Annotated in this window: 21 protein-coding genes and 1 pseudogene; 12 read left to right on the forward strand and 10 right to left on the reverse strand. The window is 59.8% G+C overall.

Translation table 11 applies throughout. The annotated features are described in order from the left end of the window. Window positions 1–44 precede the first annotated feature (44 nt). The 3 genes from IPK59_03020 to IPK59_03030 all read right to left on the reverse strand — a co-directional run bounded on the left by IPK59_03020 (window position 45) and on the right by IPK59_03030 (window position 1,930). Window positions 45–899, reverse strand: coding sequence for a hypothetical protein (locus tag IPK59_03020; protein ID MBK8157792.1), 855 nt, complete (start codon window positions 897–899; stop codon window positions 45–47). Window positions 900–1,019: 120 nt separating this feature from the next. After that, complete coding sequence (locus IPK59_03025) at window positions 1,020–1,304, reverse strand: hypothetical protein (protein MBK8157793.1); 285 nt, start codon at window positions 1,302–1,304, stop codon at window positions 1,020–1,022. After that, entirely contained in the window at window positions 1,241–1,930 is a 690-nt protein-coding gene (locus tag IPK59_03030) for a hypothetical protein (protein ID MBK8157794.1), read from the reverse strand. The genes IPK59_03025 and IPK59_03030 overlap by 64 nt, the downstream gene beginning before the upstream one ends. Before the next feature lie 275 nt (window positions 1,931–2,205). Between IPK59_03030 and IPK59_03035 the strand changes: the two genes are divergently transcribed. After that, complete coding sequence (locus IPK59_03035) at window positions 2,206–3,921, forward strand: ABC transporter ATP-binding protein (GenBank protein MBK8157795.1); 1,716 nt, start codon at window positions 2,206–2,208, stop codon at window positions 3,919–3,921. On the opposite strand, the gene IPK59_03040 is transcribed toward IPK59_03035, so the two are convergent. The 3 genes from IPK59_03040 to IPK59_03050 all read right to left on the reverse strand — a co-directional run bounded on the left by IPK59_03040 (window position 3,867) and on the right by IPK59_03050 (window position 8,188). Continuing rightward, a complete protein-coding gene (locus IPK59_03040) occupies window positions 3,867–5,573 on the reverse strand; it encodes an ABC transporter ATP-binding protein (protein MBK8157796.1) in 1,707 nt (568 codons plus the stop codon). The genes IPK59_03035 and IPK59_03040 overlap by 55 nt on opposite strands. Before the next feature lie 305 nt (window positions 5,574–5,878). Beyond that, entirely contained in the window at window positions 5,879–6,256 is a 378-nt protein-coding gene (locus IPK59_03045; protein MBK8157797.1) for a hypothetical protein, read from the reverse strand. A 6-nt stretch (window positions 6,257–6,262) separates the two neighbouring features. Further along, window positions 6,263–8,188 carry a hypothetical protein gene (locus tag IPK59_03050; protein ID MBK8157798.1) on the reverse strand — a complete coding sequence of 642 codons (1,926 nt, stop codon included), beginning with the start codon at window positions 8,186–8,188 and terminating at the stop codon, window positions 6,263–6,265. Between the two features lie 284 nt (window positions 8,189–8,472). On the opposite strand from IPK59_03050, the gene IPK59_03055 reads away from it, so the two are divergent. From IPK59_03055 to IPK59_03070, 4 genes and pseudogenes are all read left to right on the forward strand, one after another. After that, entirely contained in the window at window positions 8,473–10,212 is a 1,740-nt protein-coding gene (locus IPK59_03055) for a fatty acyl-AMP ligase (protein MBK8157799.1), read from the forward strand. Window positions 10,213–10,233: 21 nt separating this feature from the next. Then, window positions 10,234–10,644 carry an NAD-dependent epimerase/dehydratase family protein gene (locus tag IPK59_03060; GenBank protein MBK8157800.1) on the forward strand — a complete coding sequence of 137 codons (411 nt, stop codon included), beginning with the start codon at window positions 10,234–10,236 and terminating at the stop codon, window positions 10,642–10,644. A 354-nt stretch (window positions 10,645–10,998) separates the two neighbouring features. Beyond that, a complete protein-coding gene (locus tag IPK59_03065; GenBank protein MBK8157801.1) occupies window positions 10,999–11,274 on the forward strand; it encodes an acyl carrier protein in 276 nt (91 codons plus the stop codon). A gap of 2 nt (window positions 11,275–11,276) precedes the next feature. Then, window positions 11,277–12,498, forward strand: a pseudogene (locus tag IPK59_03070) (aminotransferase class I/II-fold pyridoxal phosphate-dependent enzyme). A gap of 81 nt (window positions 12,499–12,579) precedes the next feature. On the opposite strand, the gene IPK59_03075 reads toward IPK59_03070, so the two are convergent. From IPK59_03075 to IPK59_03090, 4 genes are read right to left on the reverse strand one after another with little or no spacing between them, the layout of a single operon-like run. Next, window positions 12,580–13,155 (reverse strand): damage-inducible protein DinB, encoded by a 576-nt coding sequence (locus IPK59_03075; GenBank protein MBK8157802.1) that lies wholly within the window; start codon window positions 13,153–13,155, stop codon window positions 12,580–12,582. Between the two features lie 24 nt (window positions 13,156–13,179). Continuing rightward, entirely contained in the window at window positions 13,180–14,091 is a 912-nt protein-coding gene (locus tag IPK59_03080; GenBank protein MBK8157803.1) for a hypothetical protein, read from the reverse strand. Window positions 14,092–14,109: 18 nt separating this feature from the next. Beyond that, window positions 14,110–15,081 carry a hypothetical protein gene (locus tag IPK59_03085; protein MBK8157804.1) on the reverse strand — a complete coding sequence of 324 codons (972 nt, stop codon included), beginning with the start codon at window positions 15,079–15,081 and terminating at the stop codon, window positions 14,110–14,112. Window positions 15,082–15,083: 2 nt separating this feature from the next. Then, window positions 15,084–16,205 carry a CDP-alcohol phosphatidyltransferase family protein gene (locus tag IPK59_03090; GenBank protein ID MBK8157805.1) on the reverse strand — a complete coding sequence of 374 codons (1,122 nt, stop codon included), beginning with the start codon at window positions 16,203–16,205 and terminating at the stop codon, window positions 15,084–15,086. 184 nt (window positions 16,206–16,389) lie between these two features. Between IPK59_03090 and IPK59_03095 the strand changes: the two genes are divergently transcribed. From IPK59_03095 to IPK59_03125, 7 genes are all read left to right on the forward strand, one after another. Further along, window positions 16,390–17,355, forward strand: coding sequence for a metallophosphoesterase (locus tag IPK59_03095; protein ID MBK8157806.1), 966 nt, complete (start codon window positions 16,390–16,392; stop codon window positions 17,353–17,355). Between the two features lie 44 nt (window positions 17,356–17,399). After that, the gene (locus IPK59_03100) at window positions 17,400–18,158 is read left to right on the forward strand and encodes an LptF/LptG family permease (GenBank protein MBK8157807.1); all 759 of its coding nucleotides are present in this window, start codon (window positions 17,400–17,402) and stop codon (window positions 18,156–18,158) included. Then, a complete protein-coding gene (locus tag IPK59_03105) occupies window positions 18,079–18,609 on the forward strand; it encodes an LptF/LptG family permease (GenBank protein MBK8157808.1) in 531 nt (176 codons plus the stop codon). The genes IPK59_03100 and IPK59_03105 overlap by 80 nt, the downstream gene beginning before the upstream one ends. Further along, complete coding sequence (gene lptG / locus IPK59_03110; protein MBK8157809.1) at window positions 18,606–19,697, forward strand: LPS export ABC transporter permease LptG; 1,092 nt, start codon at window positions 18,606–18,608, stop codon at window positions 19,695–19,697. The genes IPK59_03105 and lptG overlap by 4 nt, the downstream gene beginning before the upstream one ends. 3 nt (window positions 19,698–19,700) lie before the next feature. Next, the gene (locus tag IPK59_03115; protein MBK8157810.1) at window positions 19,701–19,844 is read left to right on the forward strand and encodes a hypothetical protein; all 144 of its coding nucleotides are present in this window, start codon (window positions 19,701–19,703) and stop codon (window positions 19,842–19,844) included. Between the two features lie 84 nt (window positions 19,845–19,928). After that, a complete protein-coding gene (locus IPK59_03120; GenBank protein MBK8157811.1) occupies window positions 19,929–20,930 on the forward strand; it encodes a CDP-alcohol phosphatidyltransferase family protein in 1,002 nt (333 codons plus the stop codon). 117 nt (window positions 20,931–21,047) lie between these two features. Further along, window positions 21,048–21,788: a sterol desaturase family protein gene (locus tag IPK59_03125; protein ID MBK8157812.1), complete on the forward strand. Its 741-nt coding sequence runs from the start codon at window positions 21,048–21,050 to the stop codon at window positions 21,786–21,788. The last annotated feature ends 1 nt before the right edge of the window (window position 21,789 follow it).

The following is a 21,789-nucleotide window of genomic DNA, read 5'->3' on the forward strand; positions in this document are numbered from 1 at the left end:
CGCCCGAAGGGGCGGCGTTTCCTTTCAAAGGAATCGGCTTGGGATCAGTATTTCTCGTCCTGGACCGCCTCACGTACCTCGCTCGCGAACCACATCTGCTGCAGCCGATTGAGCTGCTTTGGTTCGAACGCCTTGAACGGCAGTTCGGCGATAAAGTTGATGTAGCGCCGCGGGATGTTCGTGATCCCGCGCGGACTCACCCCATGGATGGCGCGTGCCGAATTGACAAAGCACGCATAGGAATTGGCTTTGTAAGGCAGGGTCTTCACCAACTCGACATCACGGTCCATCGAGCGGTGCTTGATGAAGCGTGGCTCGCGACGCCACCGATAGATGTCAAAGTCACCACCGTTGACCTGATCGGCCGGATCGCGGAAGTAGAACAGCGCCGAAAAAATCTTGTCGCACAAATCGACATGGGGTGTCTTGACGCTGGTGACTTCGCGGACCGGGGTGTTCATCACGAACTGGCAGTCCAGTCGAATGTCCGCATCTCCGGCAAAGCCGTGCGGCACAACACGCCAATCTTCAAAACGCCGGCCGACGCGGGCCTCCAGGTTGGGAAACTCGCGACGCAGGTGGTCGCCAAACAGGCGAGTTACGTGGCGCCAGTAGTCACCCGACGTATGGTACTCAAAAAACTCACGCCAAAGCGGCGATATGCGCCGGTCCCCCAGCACCTGCTTGACCGTCAGGCGCACCGCGACATTGCTGCCAACCTCGCTGCGGCCATTGAGGATCGTCTCCAGGCTCGGGAACTCCGCTTCCAGCTGCCGGTAAATCTCAGCCGGCACGGCGTTCTGGCGCGCATGATGCGTATAGGGTTCAGTTACAACCTGATCGGCGTTAACGCCCTCGAGCATGTGGGGCGCGCGCTGTTCAACCGTGGCTGCCAACATCGAGTCTGTCTCCAATCCTGCCCTTATCGGGTAATTTCTAGCGGAACGATTGCAGCTTGCCCGTCGCTGGGCGACGATACAATCTGACAACCCGCCGCAGCGACGTTCCGTCGCCTCACCTTACGCAGCAAGCTTGCGGCACAGATCGAGTGCGTCGTGGCGAACGTGATTCTTGGCCATCTCGCTCTCGACCAGCGCCTCGTCAATGATGCCCTTCTGGAGCATTTCAAGGACCAGACTGAAAAACAACCTTTCCTGATTGGGATCGGGATGAGGCTGGTAATAGCCGTCTTTGACCGCGCGCGGCTTCGCCCCCCCAAAGGTCCTCTTGACAGATTTGATCAGGCTGCTCGTGAAGGAACCAGATTTCTTGGGTTTTTCGCGGATCGAGAAATCGATCGGCAACCCGGTCTTCCAGGGCTGTGTCCGTCGGTAGGTCGTATGGAAGAGATCTTGGTAGCCGGGGTCAGATGATCGAAATCATTCCACTCCGGCTCAAGTAGACCGACATTGGCGTCTGCCTCGTATTCCAGCTTGATCCATTTCAAGTAGTCCTTCTTGAACTCGAACAGTTCGCCAAAGGTCTTTTCAGCATCCCAGTGGGTCAGTTTCGCATTGTCGAGCAGCATCACGCTCGAGGCCCGGTAGGGCGGCATTTCCTTCAGGCCGGGACGAATCCGGCACATCACACCGGCCCCCTTCATGTCACGCGTGAACAGCTCCATGATATCGGCCACGGCGAAACAGTCCGGGTCGATGACCACGGCGCGGCCCTGGTAGCCCATGGTCTTGGGTGGCGAGAACCGGACCGGCGTGAAGGACTGCAGATCGGCATCTGTCCAGACCCGGTGCTCCAGTCCGCGCAGGAACTTCTGCCCGACTCTTGCACTCAGCCAGGGAAAGTCCCGAAAATGCATGATCTCGACGTCGAAGGCCTCCGGCTGGCGGCTGTTTCGCTTGGCGGCATATCCGGCCACCAAGGCACCGAGATACTGTTCATCGTTGGACTGGATAAAGAGCTTGTTAGCCACAAAACTACCCCCGCAAATCCAGGAGGGTTAATTTTCTTCCTGGAGATACCCCGGCAATTGACATCCCGCTCCTGAATGATATCACAACCCAAGCGCCAGTCAGCTTCCAGGGCGCCCGAACAGGTTTCTTTGGATGAAGGCGTACCCCTTGGGCGCACCCGGTCGCGATATCAGCAAGTCTGGATCCCAAACAGACCCCCTCGGCCCTGGCCAATGCCTACGGTGTCATTCGCAAGCATGGGATATGGCGGCAGGTGCCCGTTATGGTCGGGGTGATGGCAGCCAGCCTGCTCGAGGGGCTCAGCGTAGCAAGTCTGTTTCCGATCCTGACGATCGTATCGGGCGACGCCACTGACAAGCCGAACAAGGTTGAGCGGCTTATCCTGACGTCCTTCGAGATCCTGCACATCCCACCCACCCTTGGCGCCCTGATCCTGCTGCTTGGCGCCTTCGCCATCTATAAAGCGATCATTTCGCTCAATGTTGCCCGATATGTCGGCTTCCTCGTCGCTGAAATCGCCACCGAGATGCGCTCTCGCATGATTGACGCAATGCTGGCGGCGCGCTGGTCATACTACACAATCAACCCGATCGGCCGCTTTGCCGGCGCCATCACGACGGAGGCCAATTGGGGCTCCGCGATCTATCGCACCTCGCTCAACCTGCTGATTGCAGCCACACAGGCCTTTGTCTTCGCCGTCATTGTGTTCATCGTCGATTGGCAGGTTGCCTTGATCGGCTCACTCATGGCCGTCGTTGTTGGTGTGACGATGCGGATCCTGATCAGGCGATCGCGTCTCTTTGCCAGGCGCATGCTGATGACCAGCCGAACGATCGTGACCGATCTCAATGACGTCGTCGTCAGCTTCAAGCCGATGAAGGCGATGCATCGCCATGAAGCGTTGATTCATGAGTTGCGCAATGAGACCAAATCATTGCGCCAGTCCTTGCGCGAACTGGTGCTGCTGGAGCAATTGGCAGGCAAGCTGCCGGATCTCCTGATCATCATGATGCTGACGACCATCGCCTATGTTGCCGTCAGCATCCTCCATCTCGACCTGGCCAGCATGCTTGTTTCAGGCTTGCTCATTCTTGGACTGACACGCTCCGTCACCAAAGTGCATAGATCGGCGCGCGAGTCCGCTCATGCCGAGGTTGGCTACTGGTCGTTCATGGACACGCTGCGCGAGACAGAGGCAGCGGCCGAATCTTTCCGCGGCCGCACCATCCCCAGCTTGAAGAGCGCCTGCCGGCTCGAGAATGTCACGTTCTCCTATGGTCGTGCACCCGTCCTGAAGAATGTGTCGATCGAACTTGTCGGCGGAACAATCACCACTCTCATTGGCGAGTCAGGGTCCGGAAAAACGACGATCGCCGATTTGATCCTGGGTTTGTTTGACCCTGAGCAAGGCCGCGTCACGTTGGACGGAATTCCGATGCACGATATCGATATCGGGCGTTGGCGCAGCCAAGTGGGCTATGTGCCGCAAGAGATCCTGCTGTTCAACGACACCATTCTGGCGAACGTGACCTTGGGCGATCCGAACATAAGCGAAGCCGCTGCTGTCCGGGCTCTGGAAACCGCCGGGGCCATGCGATTTGTCGCCGAAATGCCAAATGGTCTCTTCACCACCGTGGGCGACCGTGGTGTGCTGCTGTCAGGTGGGCAACGACAGCGTATCGCATTGGCTCGGGCACTCGTCACAGAACCGACTCTTCTGATTCTTGACGAAGCTACCAGCGCCCTGGATCCAGAAACCGAAGCAGAAATCTGCGCGGCCGTCGCCCGGCAGAGAGGAAAACTCACTGTCCTCGCCATCACCCATCAACCGGCCTGGGTGGAATTGGCCGACCGAGTCTACCGGATCGATCAAGGCAACGTATTTGACCACAGTCAGCGGGCAATGAATCAACAACCACTGCCAAGCCAGCCTGATCAGGCCGGTTCGGCTACCGGTGCGATTGTAACCTTCCCGTCTCGTATTTCATAAACCCGATCCGCGGCGTCGACCCAGAGCGCCTGATGCGTGATGGCGAGAATGGTACGGTTGCCGGTCAGGGCGCGCGCGGCTCGGCTGATCTCCCGAGCCGTCTTTTGATCAAGCGCGCTGGTTGCCTCATCAAGGATCAGAAATTTGGGATCCCCGATCAGGGCACGGGCAATTGCCAAGCGTTGCCTTTGACCACCCGACAGCAGGCTGCCGCGAACACCGATAGTGAACTCTATCTCGCCAGGCAGTTTTGATACGAAGCCCCACGCATCGGCCGATTTCAAGGCGGCCTCGACTTGACCTGGCGAAATGCTTGGGTCACCGAGCGTTACATTATTGTGGATGGTATCGTTGAACAAAATGCTGTCTTGGGGGATGTAGCCCAGTTGCCGGCGCCACGCCGCCATATCGAGGTCGGCGATCGGAATTCCGCCGATCCGGATCGTGCCCTCAGATGCGCTATGAAGCCCGGCGACCAGGTCGGCGATGTGTGGTCTTGCCGGCGCCCGAGGGGCCAATGACCGTGGTGAGTTCGCCGCCTCAAGGGTGATGTTGGCATCTCTCATTACCCGCTTCCCGGGATAGGAAAAGCCGACGTGATCGAGTGAGATGGTGGCTGGCAATGTCGGCAACGTGCCGGTTGCCAGATACTCGCGATTGCTGCGCACCTCGTTCAGAAGTTTCTGCAACTGCCAATAGGAAGGCCGTTCCAGGATCACACGCTGATAATTTGATCGCACGCTACCGATCGCGTCGGCGACACGCTTGAGGAGCAGCGTCGACCCCAGCATCACGCGCAGATCCATGCCCAGGACGGAATGCCCCACATAGAGACCGCCTAGGATCAGGACCGTAAAGAGAGGCTCCTGCACGGCGCGGACAGCGCTGGTACTGTAAGTCTCTGCCTGTGTAGCGCGGCGCAAGCGGTCAACATGTACAGCAAATGTATGACCAATGAAGCCATGCCGGTTCATTGCCTTCAGTGCCTTCACATTGGTGAGCGCATCAGTCACCGAGTGCAGAAGCGCAAGATTGTGCTTCGACTTGCCACGCCCGGCTTTCTTCGCCATGCGCATGTAGCGACCGACACCGAGCCACAACACGGCGGACACACCGATAGCCCCAAGAAAGAACGGCCACGACACGAACAGAGCCATGGTCATGAGGACGAAGGTTTGCACCAGACCGGCTAGGCATAGGCCGGCGGACTTGAAGGCGAGAGCAGCGCGGTCGGCATCCGAATTGATGGCCGCCGTGTAGCGCGCCACAGGCTGCGCCACGAAATAGCTCCATTTGGAATGGACCAAGGCATCGATCAACTGCAGGCGGACGCTGATGCCGAAATTGGCAACCGATCGACCCACGAAAACCGAGCCTGCGGTCCCAAAGACGAACGACAAAGTGGCCGCGCCCAGGATCACCATCAGCAGCGTTTCGATGGTCAGCGGCAGCCCAAACTGCGCCAGACCCCATTGCACGTACTCGTCGATGACATGCGATTTCGCATTTGTCTCGCCGCCGATCAGGCCGATGATCGGCCACAATGTGGCGATGCCGATAATCTCGACCACGCCGGAGACAAGCAGTGCCACCAGGATCAAAACCTGAAGGCGCCAACCACTATCAAAGAAGATTCGAAAGACGTCTCGCACGCATTCAACTCGTTGCTGATCTGATGGCCCGACCAAGGGCGCCGGCGATATCACGTTCCCCAGCGCTGATGGCGGCTCGGGCAAAGGCCCGGTCTACATGCGTAATCCGAGCCGAAACACTTGGCAACTCAAGTATTTTCGCAGCCGCCATGCGGTGCGTCCCACGCCGGATATGGACGATCTCACCATCGGCGGCCAGTCCCAGGCAGATTTCATCATCGCCGCTATAGCGGTATCCGTCCCGCTCCAGCGAACGGTAGAGGTCGAGGTAGGTCCGGCAACAGGCCGCAATCCCGGCTTCGCTATCAAAGACCTGGCCGCGTCCCTCGACCGGCCGGCCGGCGAGCCAGCTTGCTTTCAGCCACTGATAGAGCCTGGTTGCCGGCAAAATCCTCGCCAAAACGAGCGATGTCCGACATATCCATAAAGGTATAGAGGTCTTCGATCGGTTCGGACGGCATCGCGCCGAGTCCGTCGACAAGGAAGCTGTCCTTGATCGGCACGACGGATTTCGCCACTAGCTTGCGTCGAACGCGGCTCGGGTTGACTGTCACTGAAAGCGCGGCCGCCAAAGCCTCCTCGGCAATCGCGGCATAATTCCATGCCGGATTGTCTAGCGACCGCCAAAACCTGATGGTGATCGGGGCGATGGCGCGCCCGATCCCCTCCCCCCATTTGCCCATACCGGGTCAGTACCCCCAGAGATGTTGCAGGCCGACGGCGCCGCTAGGCGACAGGCCCAGCACATGGGCCGTGAGATCGGCATCGGCCGATTTTACCTGCAGGGCGGCGATGCCGCTTTCACCGATATGCTGCCTGAGCGTCGGCAGCACGTCGTCCAGCCAGACAATGTCGGCACCGAAGGCCGGCAAGGCCAGCATGTGACTCAGGCGATCGCCTTCATGATTGATGGCGGCGATCTCGACCCGCGCCTTCATGCTGTAGTTGAGGTTGCCGCTGGCATTGGCGACAAAAACGCCGGTCTTGAAACCATCACGCGTCCGAACCCGACCGATCACATTGGTGCGCCCCATGATTCCGATCGACGGGTGCAGCCAATGCGGCAGGGTCGGGATGTCGGCCCCGACATTGCGCCATGAAGACTGGAATTCTGTGAAATCCTGGTCGCCAGTTACGCGGTGTCGAACGGCCATATCGGATGTCGTCACCAGGCGTTGCGGCGCCAGGCCGGTCTTGAGGTGGTCCGGACAGACCAGCGCCATGGTGATATCACCCTTGCGCGGATGCGACCAACCGGCCAGCACGTCATCAAGATAGGCGGGACCGACAAAGTCCTTGTGATAGCGCATCTCACCCACAAATCCGCCGGCGCGATCGTAGAAGCGCAGCCAGTAATCATCGAATGGCGGGTTCGACGCATCGAAGTTGAAGCCGAAGCTGAGCGGATTATTGACCTCCGTCACCGGCAGGCAGCAAGGATGAATCATGAAGCCGGCCTTGATCGCCGTCTCGACAATCGCCCGTTCCTCAGGCTTGAACAGAATGTCGTCACGATTGTCGACGCCGACCCGACAGAGGTGATTGGCGGCAATCGACGCAATCTTGCCCGGTTGCTGCGAGAAGCCCTGGTCGAGGGCGTACCAGAAGGACGTGCCATAGCCGGCATAGGAGGCGGCAAAATAGGTACGATCTGAAGATGGCTTGCCATTGCGCTTGAAATGAACTTCCTCGACCGGACGCTGGCGCGAGCGCTTGATGGTCGACTTCGCAGCACCTGTACCGATCGTCACTTCGTCGTCGCTGCCCATGTCGAGATCGTAATTCGGCACGGTCATGATGACCTCGCCATTGCGGACCACGGAATCGATGAGGCGGAACGGCTGCACCTTGTTCGGATTCTTGAAGAACTGGTGCGAGCCGTGAATGATTGTGAAGCTGTCTTTCCAGAAGACGTCGCCACAGACGCGGAAACGATAGTGACGGCCGCGTGTGAGGAAAGGGTGTGCCACGAATACCTTCATGCACACAGCACCCTTGCGCATGGGCATCAGGGATTTGAGGTTGAGGTTGACCGATTGGCTGGGTCCAAGCACGAGATACGAACGTCGAATCTCGCCCTCGGCGATAATCTCGAAACGAAACTGCAGTGGGTCCTTGATGCCGAAAAACTCTTCGAAGTGATTGAAGGCGAGTGCGTCAACATCGTCGATCTCAAGCGGGATGGCGGCCGTCCCGGCACAGAACTCCCAGTTCTGCGCGACCCAATGCACCGGCCTGGTTGGCGCATGGGCCTGCATCAGGCGCAGGCTGTAGCGGAATTTGGTGGCCGCGTCCGGCCCGCCGGCAACGATCGCATCACAATCGGCTATGGTCTCGGCCGTCACTGGCTTGGCGCCGCTGGGCTGGTCGTTGATGATATCGGTCGACATCCAAACCGTATCGATACCGCCTGATTCAATCCGGAAGGTATCGTAGAACGCCTGGTCACCATGGACCGCAACGCGCCTGGCTTTGTCTGCTTTCAACAGCGCCACGACATCGGCGATCGACTGGCTGACCTTGGTCTTGGTATCGACGGTGGGCGCGCTGGGCGGCGTCCCGGCCTTGAACTTCTTCTTCTTGCCCTTGGCCTTTGGCAGGAGCCAATCGAACAAGCCAGATCTCCCGCTCGCGCTGTCTTTTTTGCCCGACCGTTGTACCGCCGAGAGCTCCAGATCCGAGGTCTTCATTAGGTAACTTCCCTAAAACTGAGGCGCCCAATCCATCGTCCACGCCGCGCGCCATTTGTGCAATGCCTTGTCCGAGGTCCGGACATTTGCTATGGACCGCGAAATCCTAAGGGGCGCAAGACTGTCGTGCAAATCATCCGACTGCGACCTAAGGTCCCATGATATCTGGATTTATTCTAAGTCAGCGACCTCAACAAAGCCCAGTGCAGATGACCCTTAAGCCGACCGCGACCACAAATACCAGCCTGAAACACCGCCGCAGCACCTTCGAAACGCTGTGGGAGGCGCTGGATTATGCCGCCGGCGGCGTGACCGGCCTTAATTTCTACACGGCCAAGGGCGATCTGGCCAATGTCCTCACCTATGCCGAACTGCAGGCGCGGGCGCGGGATTTGGCACAGCGATTCGCTGGCATGGGGTTGGAGCGCGGGGCGCGCATCGTCCTCATCGCCGACACCGACGCCGAGTTCGTCGCCGCCTTCTTCGCCACGCAATATGCGGGATTGCTGCCGGTCCCGGTGGCCGTTCCGACCAGCCTCGGCGGCCGCGAGGCCTACATCGCCCAACTGAGGCAGCAATTGTCCGGCTGTGAGGCCAGTGCCGCGATCGGCCCAGCCGCGTTGATGGGCTTCCTCACCGAGGCAGCGGCCGGGTTGGAGCATGTGCGCATGATCGGGACCCTGGCCGATTTCCAGGCCCTTCCCGCCAACAAGGCGGCGGCCCGCCCCTTTGCTGCCAATGAGCCGAGCTACCTGCAGTTTTCGTCCGGATCGACACGCTTTCCCAAGGGCATCGAGATTCATCAGCGCGTGCTGATGGCCAATGCCCACGCCATCACGCATGATGGCCTCGCCATCATGGAGATCGATCGCTGCGCCTCGTGGCTGCCATTTTATCACGACATGGGGCTGGTCGGGTTCCTGCTGGTCCTGGCAACTGGCCAGGTGTCGATCGACTACATCGCCACCCGCGATTTTGCGCGCCGCCCACTGACCTGGCTGAAGCTGATCTCGGAAAACCGCGGCACCCTCGCTTACTCGCCAACCTTCGGCTACGAGCTCTGCGTCAAGCGGATGCGGGGAGACACCGATTTTGCCGGCGATCTGTCGAGTTGGCGCGGTGCGGGTATTGGCGGCGACATGGTCCAGGATACGATCCTCCGCCGCTTCAGCGAAACCTTCGCGCCCTTTGGCTTCCAGCACAAAGCGTTCGTGCCGAGCTACGGCATGGCGGAAACCACGCTGGCCATGAGCTTTGCGCCACTCAACATCGACTATACCGTGGATCATGTTGATCGGGCGGCGCTGGAAACCCAGACCGCGCAGCCGACGGTGCCGGGCAAGTCCGCCCGCTCGCTGGTTGCCTGCGGCCCGGCTCTTCCCGGCCACGCCTTTGAGATCCGCGACGAGGCCGGCAAGGCCCTGCCGGAACGCCGCATCGGCCGCATCTTCTTCAAAGGCCCCAGCGTCATGGCCGGCTATTTCCGCCAACCGGAAATGACCGCCGAAGCGCTGAGCTCCGATGGCTGGCTCGATACCGGCGACCTTGGCTACCTGCTGAAGGGTGAAATTGTCATCACCGGACGCGCCAAAGATCTCATCATCATCAACGGCCGCAACATCTGGCCGCAGGACCTGGAATGGACCGCGGAAACAATGCCGGATCTTCGCCGTGGCGACGCCGCCGCCTTTTCGGTTGTCGGCGATGACGAGCAGGAACAGGTCGTCGTGCTGGTCCAATGTCGCATGAGCGATCTCGCCGCCCGCACCAAGCTGAAGCAGGAAATAGCTGGATTGCTGCAGCGATCGATGGGCGTCGATGCGCGGATCGAACTGGTGCCGCCGAAGGGCCTGCCGCAGACCTCCTCCGGCAAGCTGTCTCGCGCCAAGGCCAAGGCTAATTACCTGCAGGGCGTCTATGCAGATGCCGATCTCGGCATCAGTGCTTAGCCGCACCCGGGTCGCCCACTGATGCCGGGCATCGTCGCCCTGACCGGCGCTACCGGCTTCGTCGGGGCAGCGGCCGTGCACCACCTAGCCCGAGCTGGCTGGCGCGTGCGCATTCTAACGCGCCGCATGCCGCAGGCAGCATTGATGCCGAACCATCCCCTTGAGATCGTCCTGGGCGATCTGGATGATCGCGCCAGCCTCATGCGGCTGGTCGAGGGGTGTGACGCCATTGTCCACAGCGCAGGCCTCGTCCGCGCCCTGACACCGCTCGAGTTCTTCCAAGTCAATGAAGGCGGCACCTCACGCCTTCTGGAGGCCGCCGCGACAGCTGCTCCAGATGCGCGGTTCGTCCATATTTCCTCCCTTGCCGCGCGCGAACCAGAACTCTCTTGGCGCCGATTGCCAGCGCGGTCGGGCTGGTTTCCGCGGTGACCAAGCACCCACGGGTACTCTCCCCGCGCAAACTGGCCGAGTTGTACCACCCCGATTGGGTTGCCTCAGGCCCACGTCTATCGACCCTGGCGCACTGGAGCCCCCGATTCAACCTGGCCGATGGCTTTGCCGATACCCTCCGCTGGTACCGGTCCGAGGCTCTCTTGTGAGGTTAGATTCCTGTCCTAAGGGATTGGAATCGATGACTTGTTACATACGGTAACAATTCGTCATTTAACTTTAGCAGCAAAATTTACGACAACCTCTGGGAGGAAAGCGGCGCGAGTCGGTTTCCCGCCTAAGGGGTTCCCATTGTTAACAGATTCGATAACAAGAAAAGATTGGTTTGGCATCGTGGCGGCAAGCGCAGCGCAGGTTTCCGGTATCTCTCTGAATGACGTCGTGGCGGAAATCGCCACAGCGCTGGTGCCGTTCAAGAAATCTGACATCGAGATCACGGCAACGACCGATATCGCCCGTGACCTCAACATGGATTCGCTGGCCGTCATGGATTTGCTGATGGAACTCGAAGACAAATTCGATGTCTCCATCCCGCTCAACATGGTGCCGGAGATTGCCACGGTCGGACAACTTGCTCAGACCGTGATTGATTCGAAGAAGGGGGCGTAGTTATGGGGTTGATGGATCGTTTCAAGGCGCAGCGCGAACTGCATGCCGCCGTGAAGACCTGCGGCGCCGACCCGTTCGGTGTGAAGATGGACAAGATCCTGTCCTCCACCGGAGGCATTGGTCGAAGGCCGCCGCACCATCCTGTGCGGTTCCAACAACTATCTCGGCTTCACCTTCGATGCCGATTGCATCCAGGCTGCCAAGGACGCGCTTGATGCCTGCGGCACCGGCACGACCGGCTCGCGCATCGCCAATGGCTCCTATCACGATCACAGGGCGCTCGAAGCCGATCTCGCCGATTTCTACGGCAAGAAGCATTGCATGGTCTTCACGACCGGCTACCAGGCAAATCTCGGCGCCATTTCGACCCTCGCCGGCCCGGACGATTTCCTGATCATCGACGCCGACAGCCATGCCAGCATCTACGATGCCTGCAAGCTGGGTTCGGCGACCGTGATCCGTTTCAAGCACAATGACCCGGCCGATCTCGATCGTCGCCTCGGCCGCCTTGCCGACCAGCCCGGCAACAAGATCGTCGTCGTCGAAGGCATCTACTCGATGCTGGGCGACCATGCGCCGCTGAAGGAATTCGTGGCCGTCAGCAAGAAGCACGGCGCCTATATCCTGGTCGACGAAGCCCACTCGATGGGCGTCATGGGCAAGACCGGCCAGGGCGTCGTCGAGCATGACGGCGTCCTCGACCAAGTCGATTTCATCACCGGCACGTTCTCCAAGAGCATGGGCGCCGTCGGTGGCTTCCTTGTTTCGAACATGGAAGACTTCGACGTCCTCCGCGTTTCCTGCCGCCCCTACATGTTCACTGCCTCGCTGCCGCCGGCGACCGTCGCTTCGGTGCGCACGTCGCTTGCCAAGCTTCGTGCCAACCCGGGCCTGATGGACAAGCTGTGGCAGAACGTCGATACGCTTTATCACGGCGCCCAGAATGCCGGCTTCACCGTCGGCAAACAGAAGGGTCCTGTGGTTGCCATCCATCTCACCGATCCGGCGCTGGCGGCTCGCGCATGGCGCGCGCTGCTGCTGAACGGCGTCTATGTCAATCTGGCCTTGCCGCCGGCGACGCCGTCAGGTACCGCGTTGCTGCGCTGCTCGGTTTCGGCCGCCCATGACAAGGCGCAGCTTGAGCATGTAGTCGAGGTGTTGACCCAGGTCGGTCGCGAACTCGGCATCCTTGGTGCACCGGCGCGTGCGGTTGCCGCTGAGTAACGATTACCGATCATCTCTGACGATTGCTGAAGACCTAAAGACCTGTCTCACAGGGCCGGTGCGCAAGCACCGGCCCTCTTGTTATTTGAGCTCCAGTCCCCGCCAGACCTCATCCTCGCGCCAGCCGAGTTCGGCAAAATCCTCGCCACGAAACCTGGCGTCGCTCGCACAGAAGAATTCATCCAGTTGCGGCGGTGCGATGTTCGTTCCGGCCAGCATGGCATGCGCCTGCCCACGATGATGGACCTGATGTTCGAAGAGATGCAGCAGAATGCGGTCAACGCGATCGACCTGCACGTGACTGCCCCGGTGCAAACGAACCGGCAGTGCAAGGGCCACCTCATCGAGCGCATCGCAGAAACTGATCAGGCGCTGGTCAACGGCTGCTTGCGCAACCTTGTAGGACGTGAAGTCTGGATGCGGTACCTCATTGGCCCAGGCCGCGGGACCCAATGTGCCACCTTCCAGCCCGTCGATATAAAACCAGTCGACCACCAGGATATGATTGAGCGTCGCCATGATCGACGGAAAGAAGCTGGTCCGCTTTGCTGCGAAATCCGCCGGACCGAGCTGGTTGCAGGCCCTCAAGAGGCGGTGATTGGCCCAGGCATTGTTACGGGCCATCGACAGAAAATAAAATCCGGCTCCAACTGCCATCTTGTTCATCCCAACCAGAGGTGATTATCGGAAAGCGCCACGTCGGTAGAGCTTCCAAGCGAGCCCGGGCGCCGCGAGCAGTGGATGCCGGCGCTGCCAATCGCTCACGGGAATGGTGACGCCGGAATGCCGCCGTACCTTCCACATGACGTAGTCTACGGCACCGTCAAAGGTGAACGCCGCCTTGATGAGGCGCAAATAGTTGAGACTCTTGCCAAGAGCACGGCGCCCTCGCCAGTTGCGCAACGCCGCCTCTCGCGTCAGCGACTGCGCACGCATCGCCGGCAACAGAAGATCACCGATCCGGCGATAGCGCCCCTCATCCGCAGCGACAATGGCAAGTGCCCGATCGCTGGATCCGGCGCGGAGCTCTGCCGCATAGGTCGCCTGGAAGCCACGCTGCCACACAGTGACGGAATCCATCTCTTCATGGCGATCCAACAGCGGCAGGGAGTTCCCAAACATCGTCCGGCAGGCCTGTGCCAGGGCATCTGCCAAGGCCGCGTCGGTGTCAGTCCCGCGCGACCAGATCAACCGTACCGGCTGGCAGAAGCGCGCCCAAATGGAGACATTGCGGGCGGATGGCTGGCAGCCCGCCAAAAACTGGTGCAATGACATCACAGCGTATTTGGCGCGCAACTGCCCGCCCTCCCAGGGCATCTCCACATAGAAGACATTGGGTGGCAGCAGCGCATTGACCCAAGCCAGTATCCGATTATCATAGGCCGTCGCGTAATCGTCGACGATGACATAGAAGTCCAGGAGCGACTCCGTTAGCATCTGATCCGGCTGCCGCAGGCAGGAGCCATAGAACAGGACGCCGAGCGCTGCATCACCATGACGCCCGCGACAAAACTCGGCCATGGCACGCGCCGCGGCGCCCACAGGCACATGGAGTTCGTCGGCAATCAACGCGGCAAGGGCATCCGACGCCATGTCCCCGACTACCTCCTGTCAGAACCTGTGAAACTGCATCACGGGACCTGCCGTGATGACAATCCGCCCGCTGGCCGGAGCCTCGAACTTCTCACCATCAATCATCACCGGAGAATGGATATCAAGCTCCAGCTTTTCCAAGCGTCGGCTGAGGTAGCCAGCTTCTGCCATCCACGGTTTGGGCTTGCCGCGCAGGACGGCTAGCGCTGCGGAGGCAAATCGGCGCGGCGGCGAGTCGATCGTGGTCAACTGGAGACGGCCGGGACCTGCACCCCAGAACGGCGCCACGCCAGGCAAAACCGAGTTCAAGGTGGAGCCTAGAAACATCAAACAGTCACGCCGCTCCGCCCGCCCATCAATGGTGAGGCCGACGCTCTCGCCATGGAAACCTGAGCGCGGTCCCGGCCCGAAAATCAGGATCTTCACGATCGACCAGGCAATACCCAGCTTGGCGGCAAAAGTCTGCTTGGCGCCCAACGTGTGGATGTCTCGTCGCACCAGCTGTGTGCCTTGATAGAAACCGATGCCGCCAATCAGAAAACCTCGCTCGATGACACGGCCGTCGCCGAAATCGACCGACAGGACGGGCCGTTCGAGGATTTCGCCCATTTCACCAGCTTCGACGCGCCGCACCAGACGCTTCAATCCGGTCGCCGGCAGACCGGGCTGACCGACTTCATGGGCAATCACATTGGTCATGCCCGCGGACAGAAGACTGAGGCACGGTGGCACCTTGAAGGGGCTGTCGTTGAGCAAGGCGGAGACAACGGCGAGCACTGTTCCGTCACCGCCGCTGATGACAAGATGCGTGACCTCGGCAGCCGCCATCTGGGCAAGGCAAGTAGTGAGTTCCTGAATGTGGTGAAAGCTGCAATGGAGGATCTGGGGATGCTCGGCCAGCAACGCATGAATTTCCCGCATCGACATCTTGTTGCGCTTACTATGCGCATTGCTGATGACGCCGATACGCACCATGCTTGTCTGCGCCATGCTTAAGCGGCCTCGGTCAGCCAGGATTGCAGGCGGACACCACGTGCTCGCGCCACAAAGGCCTGTGCGATCCGCGCGCAATGGAAGGCAAAGGAGATGATTGTCCACCAGGCGACAACTTCAAACCCGGTACCTGGCGCGCCGAGAATGACAGCGGCACTGAGGATCAATAGGTTGGGATTGCGTCGCGCCGTGATCTGGCGAAATGCGGAATCCAGCGGCCGCCAGATATGCATCTCGATGCCGAACTGCCAGATAAAGAGCCCCTCCTGGCCCCGGCCCAGAATGTAGCCGGCGATGATCACCCAGAACGTCCAGGGTGCAACCGCCGCCGCGCCACCCAATCCCACATACCAGGCCCAGTACCAGAAGGGCGGATGCACGAGATCGGTGCCATGATCGAAGACATTGCCCCATTTGCTCGACGTCAACGTCACGCGAGCGAGCTTGCCGTCCACGGTGTCGAGAAAGCACATGGCCCAGGCGGCGACAAGTCCGGCGCCGAAGGCGCCAATTGCGAACCACCAGGTAGCGAGCAGAACGCAGATGAAACTGAGCAGCGTCACCATGTTGGGCGATATGCCGAAGCGTGCACAGAAACGCGTCACATAGAGGGCAGGCACCGGCCAGACATGCTTGGTCACCACGTCGGTGACGCCCTTGTAGGATTCCATATACATGCGACGTTCGATCTCGGGCGTGGCAAGCTTCCCGAGTTCGTACAGGTAGGGTGCACCCTTGCGCCGAAGCGCCTTGTTGTAGTTGCTGGCAAGGCCCGCTGCATCGAGCACCGTAAGCCCGGGCGGCAGTAGGCGCGGATCGCCAGCGTCGATCGCCGCCTGCAGGCCGGGCAGCAAGGTGGGATCGTCGGCGTGACCGGCCATGGGTTGGCCCGCCGCATTGACCAGGACCTTGCCCGGTTGCTGCAGCAACGCCCTGACCAGGGCCTCGTCAAAAATGGCATCGGCGCGAAAGACCAGGCCCGCAGACTCGTCTTTGTCGGCAGCCGCGATGGCGCGCGCCAACGCGCGCTCCAGTCGCTGTCGCGGGGTGAGCCCCCAGACAATCGCAGCCGACTCGTTGACAAAGATCGGCCCCTGCCTTCTATCTGATTGAATTATCATGTATTTTTATCAATAACCGCGACATTCAACGGCTTTGTTAGACCCGATTGGGGCACGGCGTCCACCCAAATCGCCAAACCAATGAAAAGGGTGTTAGAAGCTTGACCAAGCGAGATAATCGGCCCAGATAAGGCACCCCCAGATCAGGCGCCAGGACCGCGGTGTCTAAGACGAGGATTTTAGCGTGACCGGCTACACATTGGCGCATTTCAGCGATCCGCATCTTGGCCCACTACCTGCCGCTGGGTGGCGGGAAATGGTCAACAAGCGCCTATCCGGCTTCTTCTCCTGGTCTCGCAATCGAGTGCATATCCATAAACCGGCCGTCCTGAAACTGCTCGTCGATGATCTCCGGGCTCAGGCGCCAGACCACATCACGATCACCGGCGACCTTGTGAATATCTCGCTGCCGGCGGAATTTGCAGCGGCAGCGGATTGGCTGAAAACAGTCGGCAATTCGGACAACGTCACGATTATCCCAGGCAATCACGACGCCTACGTTGATATGCCCTTTGCACAGTCCCTGGCGAAGTGGGCCGATTACATGAAGGGCGTGCGTGGACTGGATGCGGCAGAAACACCACCAACTGCCCATGACGACTTTCCTTTCATCCGCCGCCTCGGACCGATTGCCCTCATTGGCACTTCGACTGCTGTTCCAATGCCGCCCTTTATCGCCGCCGGTCGGCTTGGACCGAACCAGTTGGGCCGCCTGCGCGACCAACTGAAGCGTTTAGGGGCGGAAGGGGTGTTTCGCATCGTGTTGATTCACCACCCGCCCTTCGGTGGAGGTGCCTATAAGCGGAAGTCCCTCCTGGATGCCGCGTCCTTTCAGGATGTACTGGCCGAAGCTGGTGCGGAACTGGTGCTCCACGGCCACACCCATGTGTCGGGGCTTGGCCGCATTCCCACGAAGCAGGGACCTATTCCTGTCATTGGCGTGCCGTCAGCATCGGCGATCGCCGCCGGCCACAAGGATCCATCGCGCTATCATCTCTATCGAATCAGACGCCTGACGGATTCCTGGCAACTTGATATCGACATTCGCGGCCTCAATCCTCAACAGGACGCCTTTGAACCCCAAGGCAGTATGGCGCTGACGATTCCCCTGATATCATCCCGGCCGGTGCCAGCAGAGGCTGCCGCCTGATGCTTACCCGCGCCGCGTCCATGGTTTGAGGCAACCGCCCTTTCATGAAGTTTCTCCGTATCGATCTCTACATCCTGAAACGCGTCGCCTTGCCGCTCGCTGCGACTGTCGGCATTGCCATGGCAGCGCTGTTGCTGGAGCGGCTGATCCGACTCCTCGATCTCTTTGCCAATCGTGGCGGGCCGATGAACATCGTGCTCAAGATGCTTGCCAATCTTGTGCCGCACTATCTCGGGATTGCCGTGCCGGCCGCCCTCTTCGTCGGCGTTCTATATGCCAGCATGCGCCTGTCGTCGGACAGCGAACTCGACGCTATGCGGGCCAGCGGCTTGTCGTTGCGGCGCCTGATGGCGCCGATCCTCGCCTTGTCTGTGGTACTGGTAATCGTCAGTGGGTATCTCATCGGATTCCTGCAGCCTTACACCCGCTTTGGCTACCGCGCCCTCGTACATCTCGTCGTCGAGACTGCATGGGATTCCGCGATCGAGCGAGGCGCATTCTTTACTGGCTTTGGCGACAAGACCATCCTGATCGGCGACATCTCAAAGGGCGGCAGGCTCTTGTCGCAGATCTTCGTCAAGGAGGTGGATCAGAATGGCCAGGATATCGTGACCACGGCGGAGACCGGTCAACTGGATCGGGATCGCGACATGACGCTCGTCCTCACACTTTACAACGGCGTCCGTACCGAGGTGGCTCCCGGTACTACCCAGGCCAAAGCCGTTGAGTTCACCGAACTCAAGCTACCGATGGAATCCGTCGAAGCCGAGCCCTTTCCGAAATCGTGGCGAGCGCGAAAGTGAGCTCGATTTCTTCGAATTGATCGGCGCCTACTTCAATACGCCGCCAACTTTAAGTATCGAGGACGTCAAGGCCGAGCTGAACAGCCGCCTGGTGCGCACAATTTCGATCATCTTCTTGCCGCTCCTCGCCATGCCGATCGGGGTCTCGTCACGACGCACGTCGAAGGGCGTCCGTCTACTTGTTGGCATCCTGTTTCTGGTGGCCTATTTCCAGATTCTGCAGTTCGGACGCGATGCGGTCGGCAGCGCCATTCTTGGTCCGCTCGTCGCTCTTTGGTTTCCTTTCGCAATATTTGGCGGCATCAGTCTGTGGCTGTTCCACCTTGCCAGTTCCAGGCCCGGGGCCGATCCACTGGCCCATGTCTTTGAATCAATTTCTGACAGTTCCGATTGGATCGTACGCAAGATTCGCAGCCTCTTGCCCAAGCGCGGCCGGGAGATTGCTGAATGAGTACCTTCAGCCGCTATGTCTTGAGGAGCTTTCTGTGGCAGTTCATGCTGCTCCTCATCGGGTTTACCGCCCTGCTGCAATTATTCGACCTGCTCAACAACAGTGCGGAGATTCTGCAGGACCATCTTGGCGATATCAGCGCGGTCGGCGAATACGCGCTTCTGCGCCTGCCGGAAATTGCTTCCTTCCTCGTCCCATTCGCCGTGTTGATGGGCGCCCTCATCACTTTGGGAAAGATGGAGCGCAACAATGAGATCATGGCGTATAAGGCCGCTGGCGCGCCTTACTTCACGGTACTCTGGGCCTTTCTGCCTGCTGTGGGCATTGTCGCCGTCCTGCACTTCTTCCTTGCCGATCGCATTGTACCCATTTCGATTCAGACCCTGATCGCGCGCGACCTTTTGACCGAGCGCAGCAAGTCGAAGAACGAAGCAAAAGATGATCCCCTCTTCGTCCAGGAAGGCAACAGAGTGGTCGAAGCAGGCGCTGTCGGTCAGGATGGTTCCGTGCTCAGCCATTTGCGCGTCTACGAGCGCGACGAAACCGGCAAGGTCACCAGGCAGATCTTTGCCAATGATGCGCATTTTGACCCCCAGCACGAACTCTGGCGTCTCAGCGATGTCTGGACCACGACCCTGCCTAAGGGCGGCGCAGCGCACACCGAGCATGTCGATAGACTGGATTGGCCGAGCCGCCTGACGCCTGCCGAGTTCTCCGATCTTGTCGAAAAGCCGCAGGCGATGACATTCGAGAAGATCTACGGCTTCACTTCATCGACGCAGGTCGGCGTGCGGCCGACATATTTTTATAACACCTGGCTGCAGAAACGCATTGCCTTGCCGGTGAGTTCGATCCTCATGATCCTGCTCGCGGCGCCGGTCGCGCATTCGCTGCATCGGCGCGAACGCGGCCTCGCTGCTGGCATGACGGTGGGCTTTGGTCTCGGATTCCTCTATTTTCTGACCGACGGTATTGTGCTGTCCCTGGGTGAATCCGGCGCCGTCCCGCCCTTCCTTGCGGCGTGGCTGCCGATCCTGCTCTTTGCCGCCATTGGCGGTGCCTGGCTGATCAAGCAAGAAGGCTATTGAGCCATGAAGCTGTGGATCGATGCCGGGCGCATGAGCGCCGAGCGCGTCTTTGGCATGGATCTGATCGAGCGCCACCTGAAGGCAGCGCGCCACCAGAAGCTTCAGCTTAGCGAGGTCATTGTTGATGTCGGTGCGGGAGTTGCTTAGCAATGGGCGAATGAGCCGCGTCTCGGCTGTCCGGTTCGCGTCGAAAGCGGCCCTGGAAACACTGGCGATCGGCTGAAACGCGCCTTGGCGGCTGGTGAAGCCTTGCTGGTGACCGACGCCGCCAGCCTCGCCGACGCTCGTCTATTTAGCTACCTCGCAGACCGGGAAGGGAGCTGCGCCATTCGTGCCAACAAGGCAGCGATCGGGCGCGTCGCACCGGCAGATGTTGAAAAGATCCTCTCGGCACCAACGCTCGATGCTGCCATTGGCCATCTTGACGAAGTGACGCAGGAGCAATTTCCATCCTTCGTTGCCAAGTTGCGGCGCGACCTCCCCTTTTACCTCTTCTCCGTGACCAACTCGGCGGAGCGCAAGACGGTCGAACGCTTTCTCTTCTGGTCCAACTACAAGGGTTCTACGGACTTCTTCACAAAATACGTCTATCCGCCGCTGGTCTGGGCGATGGTGCCGCCACTGGCGCGGGCGCGCGTCCACCCCAACACGGTAACGATCATCAGCATCATTCTTACCGTGCTGGCCGTTCCCCTGTTCGCCACCGGCCATTTCTGGTGGGGCTTCGCCTGCGCCTATGGCATGAGCGTGCTGGATTCGGTCGATGGCAAGCTTGCGCGGCTGACATTCACGGACTCCGCCATAGGCAACGTCCTGGATCACGGGCTCGATATCGTGCACCCGCCGTTCTGGTATTTCGGCTGGGCAATCGGGCTCATCGGTGGTTGGACGGCCACCGATTTTGCCCAGCCCTTGTGGCAAGCTGCCTGGATCTTGATGGGCCTCTATGTCCTCGACAGGCTCATCCTGGCCATCTACCGCGCCAAGTTTAAGCGCGGCCTCCATACCCACGCGGCGATGGATGCCTTCGTGCGCACCTTCATATCTCGCCGCAACATAAATCTTCCCTTGTTTACAGTGGCTTATGCCGTGAACTGGGGGGTTGAGGCGTTTTACGCCGTTGTGTTGTGGCAGGCCCTGACCTGCGCCTATCATGGCCTTCGGACGGTCTGGATCCTGCTCATCGAGCGACCCGCGACCGAGCCGCGCAGGGCCATCGATCGCTTGCCCTAATACCTTGATCCGACTAGATTACCGGCGTCCTAAACAGCATTCATCACCCCAGGTAGCGAGTCGCCCGCAATGATCCGTTTCGGCTTTTGGAAAGACCGGACCCACAATCTGTCGCGCATGTCGATGAAAGACCTGGTGTTGGCGTTTGCCACCTACCCGTCCGTTCACGCCTATTTTGGCCTGGCGGCGATCAGTTTCTATTTCGTCATCCGCTGGTACGTCGTTTTGATGCCGCTGCTGGTCGCAATCGCCTTGTCGATCGTGATCTATCCCCTGGTCTGGTACGTGCTGCACCGCTGGGTCCTGCACAGCCAGTTTCTCTATAAATCACCGCTGACCGCCAAGGTGTGGAAGCGCATCCATTTCGACCATCACCAGGATCCGCATAACCTCGTCGTGCTGTTCGGCGCGCTCTACACCACCATTCCGACCATCGCCATCGTCACCATGCCGATTGGCTATGCCGTCGGTGGACCCGCCGGGGCAGCGATGGCCTTTGCCACTGGTCTGCTCACCACCTGTTTCTACGAATTCTCGCATTGTGTGCAACATCTCAACACGGCGCCGAAGACCAAGTTCATGAAGCGCATAAAGCAGCTTCACATGTGGCACCATTTTCACAATGAACAGGGCAATTTCGGCATCACCAATTTTCTGTGGGATCGCCTGGGCCATACGTATTACGCCAAGGCGAGCGCCGTGCCGAAGAGCCCCACTGTGTTCAACATCGGCTACACTGCAGAGATGGCCGAGCGCTACCCCTGGGTCGCGCAAATGTCCAACAACACACGCGGCGACGGCAATCCGCGCCGCTTCCGCACCGAGCCCGGCACCGCGGATAGCGGCCCCGCCGAATAAC

This window comes from Rhodospirillaceae bacterium (assembly GCA_016712715.1).
Taxonomy (GTDB): domain Bacteria; phylum Pseudomonadota; class Alphaproteobacteria; order Dongiales; family Dongiaceae; genus Dongia.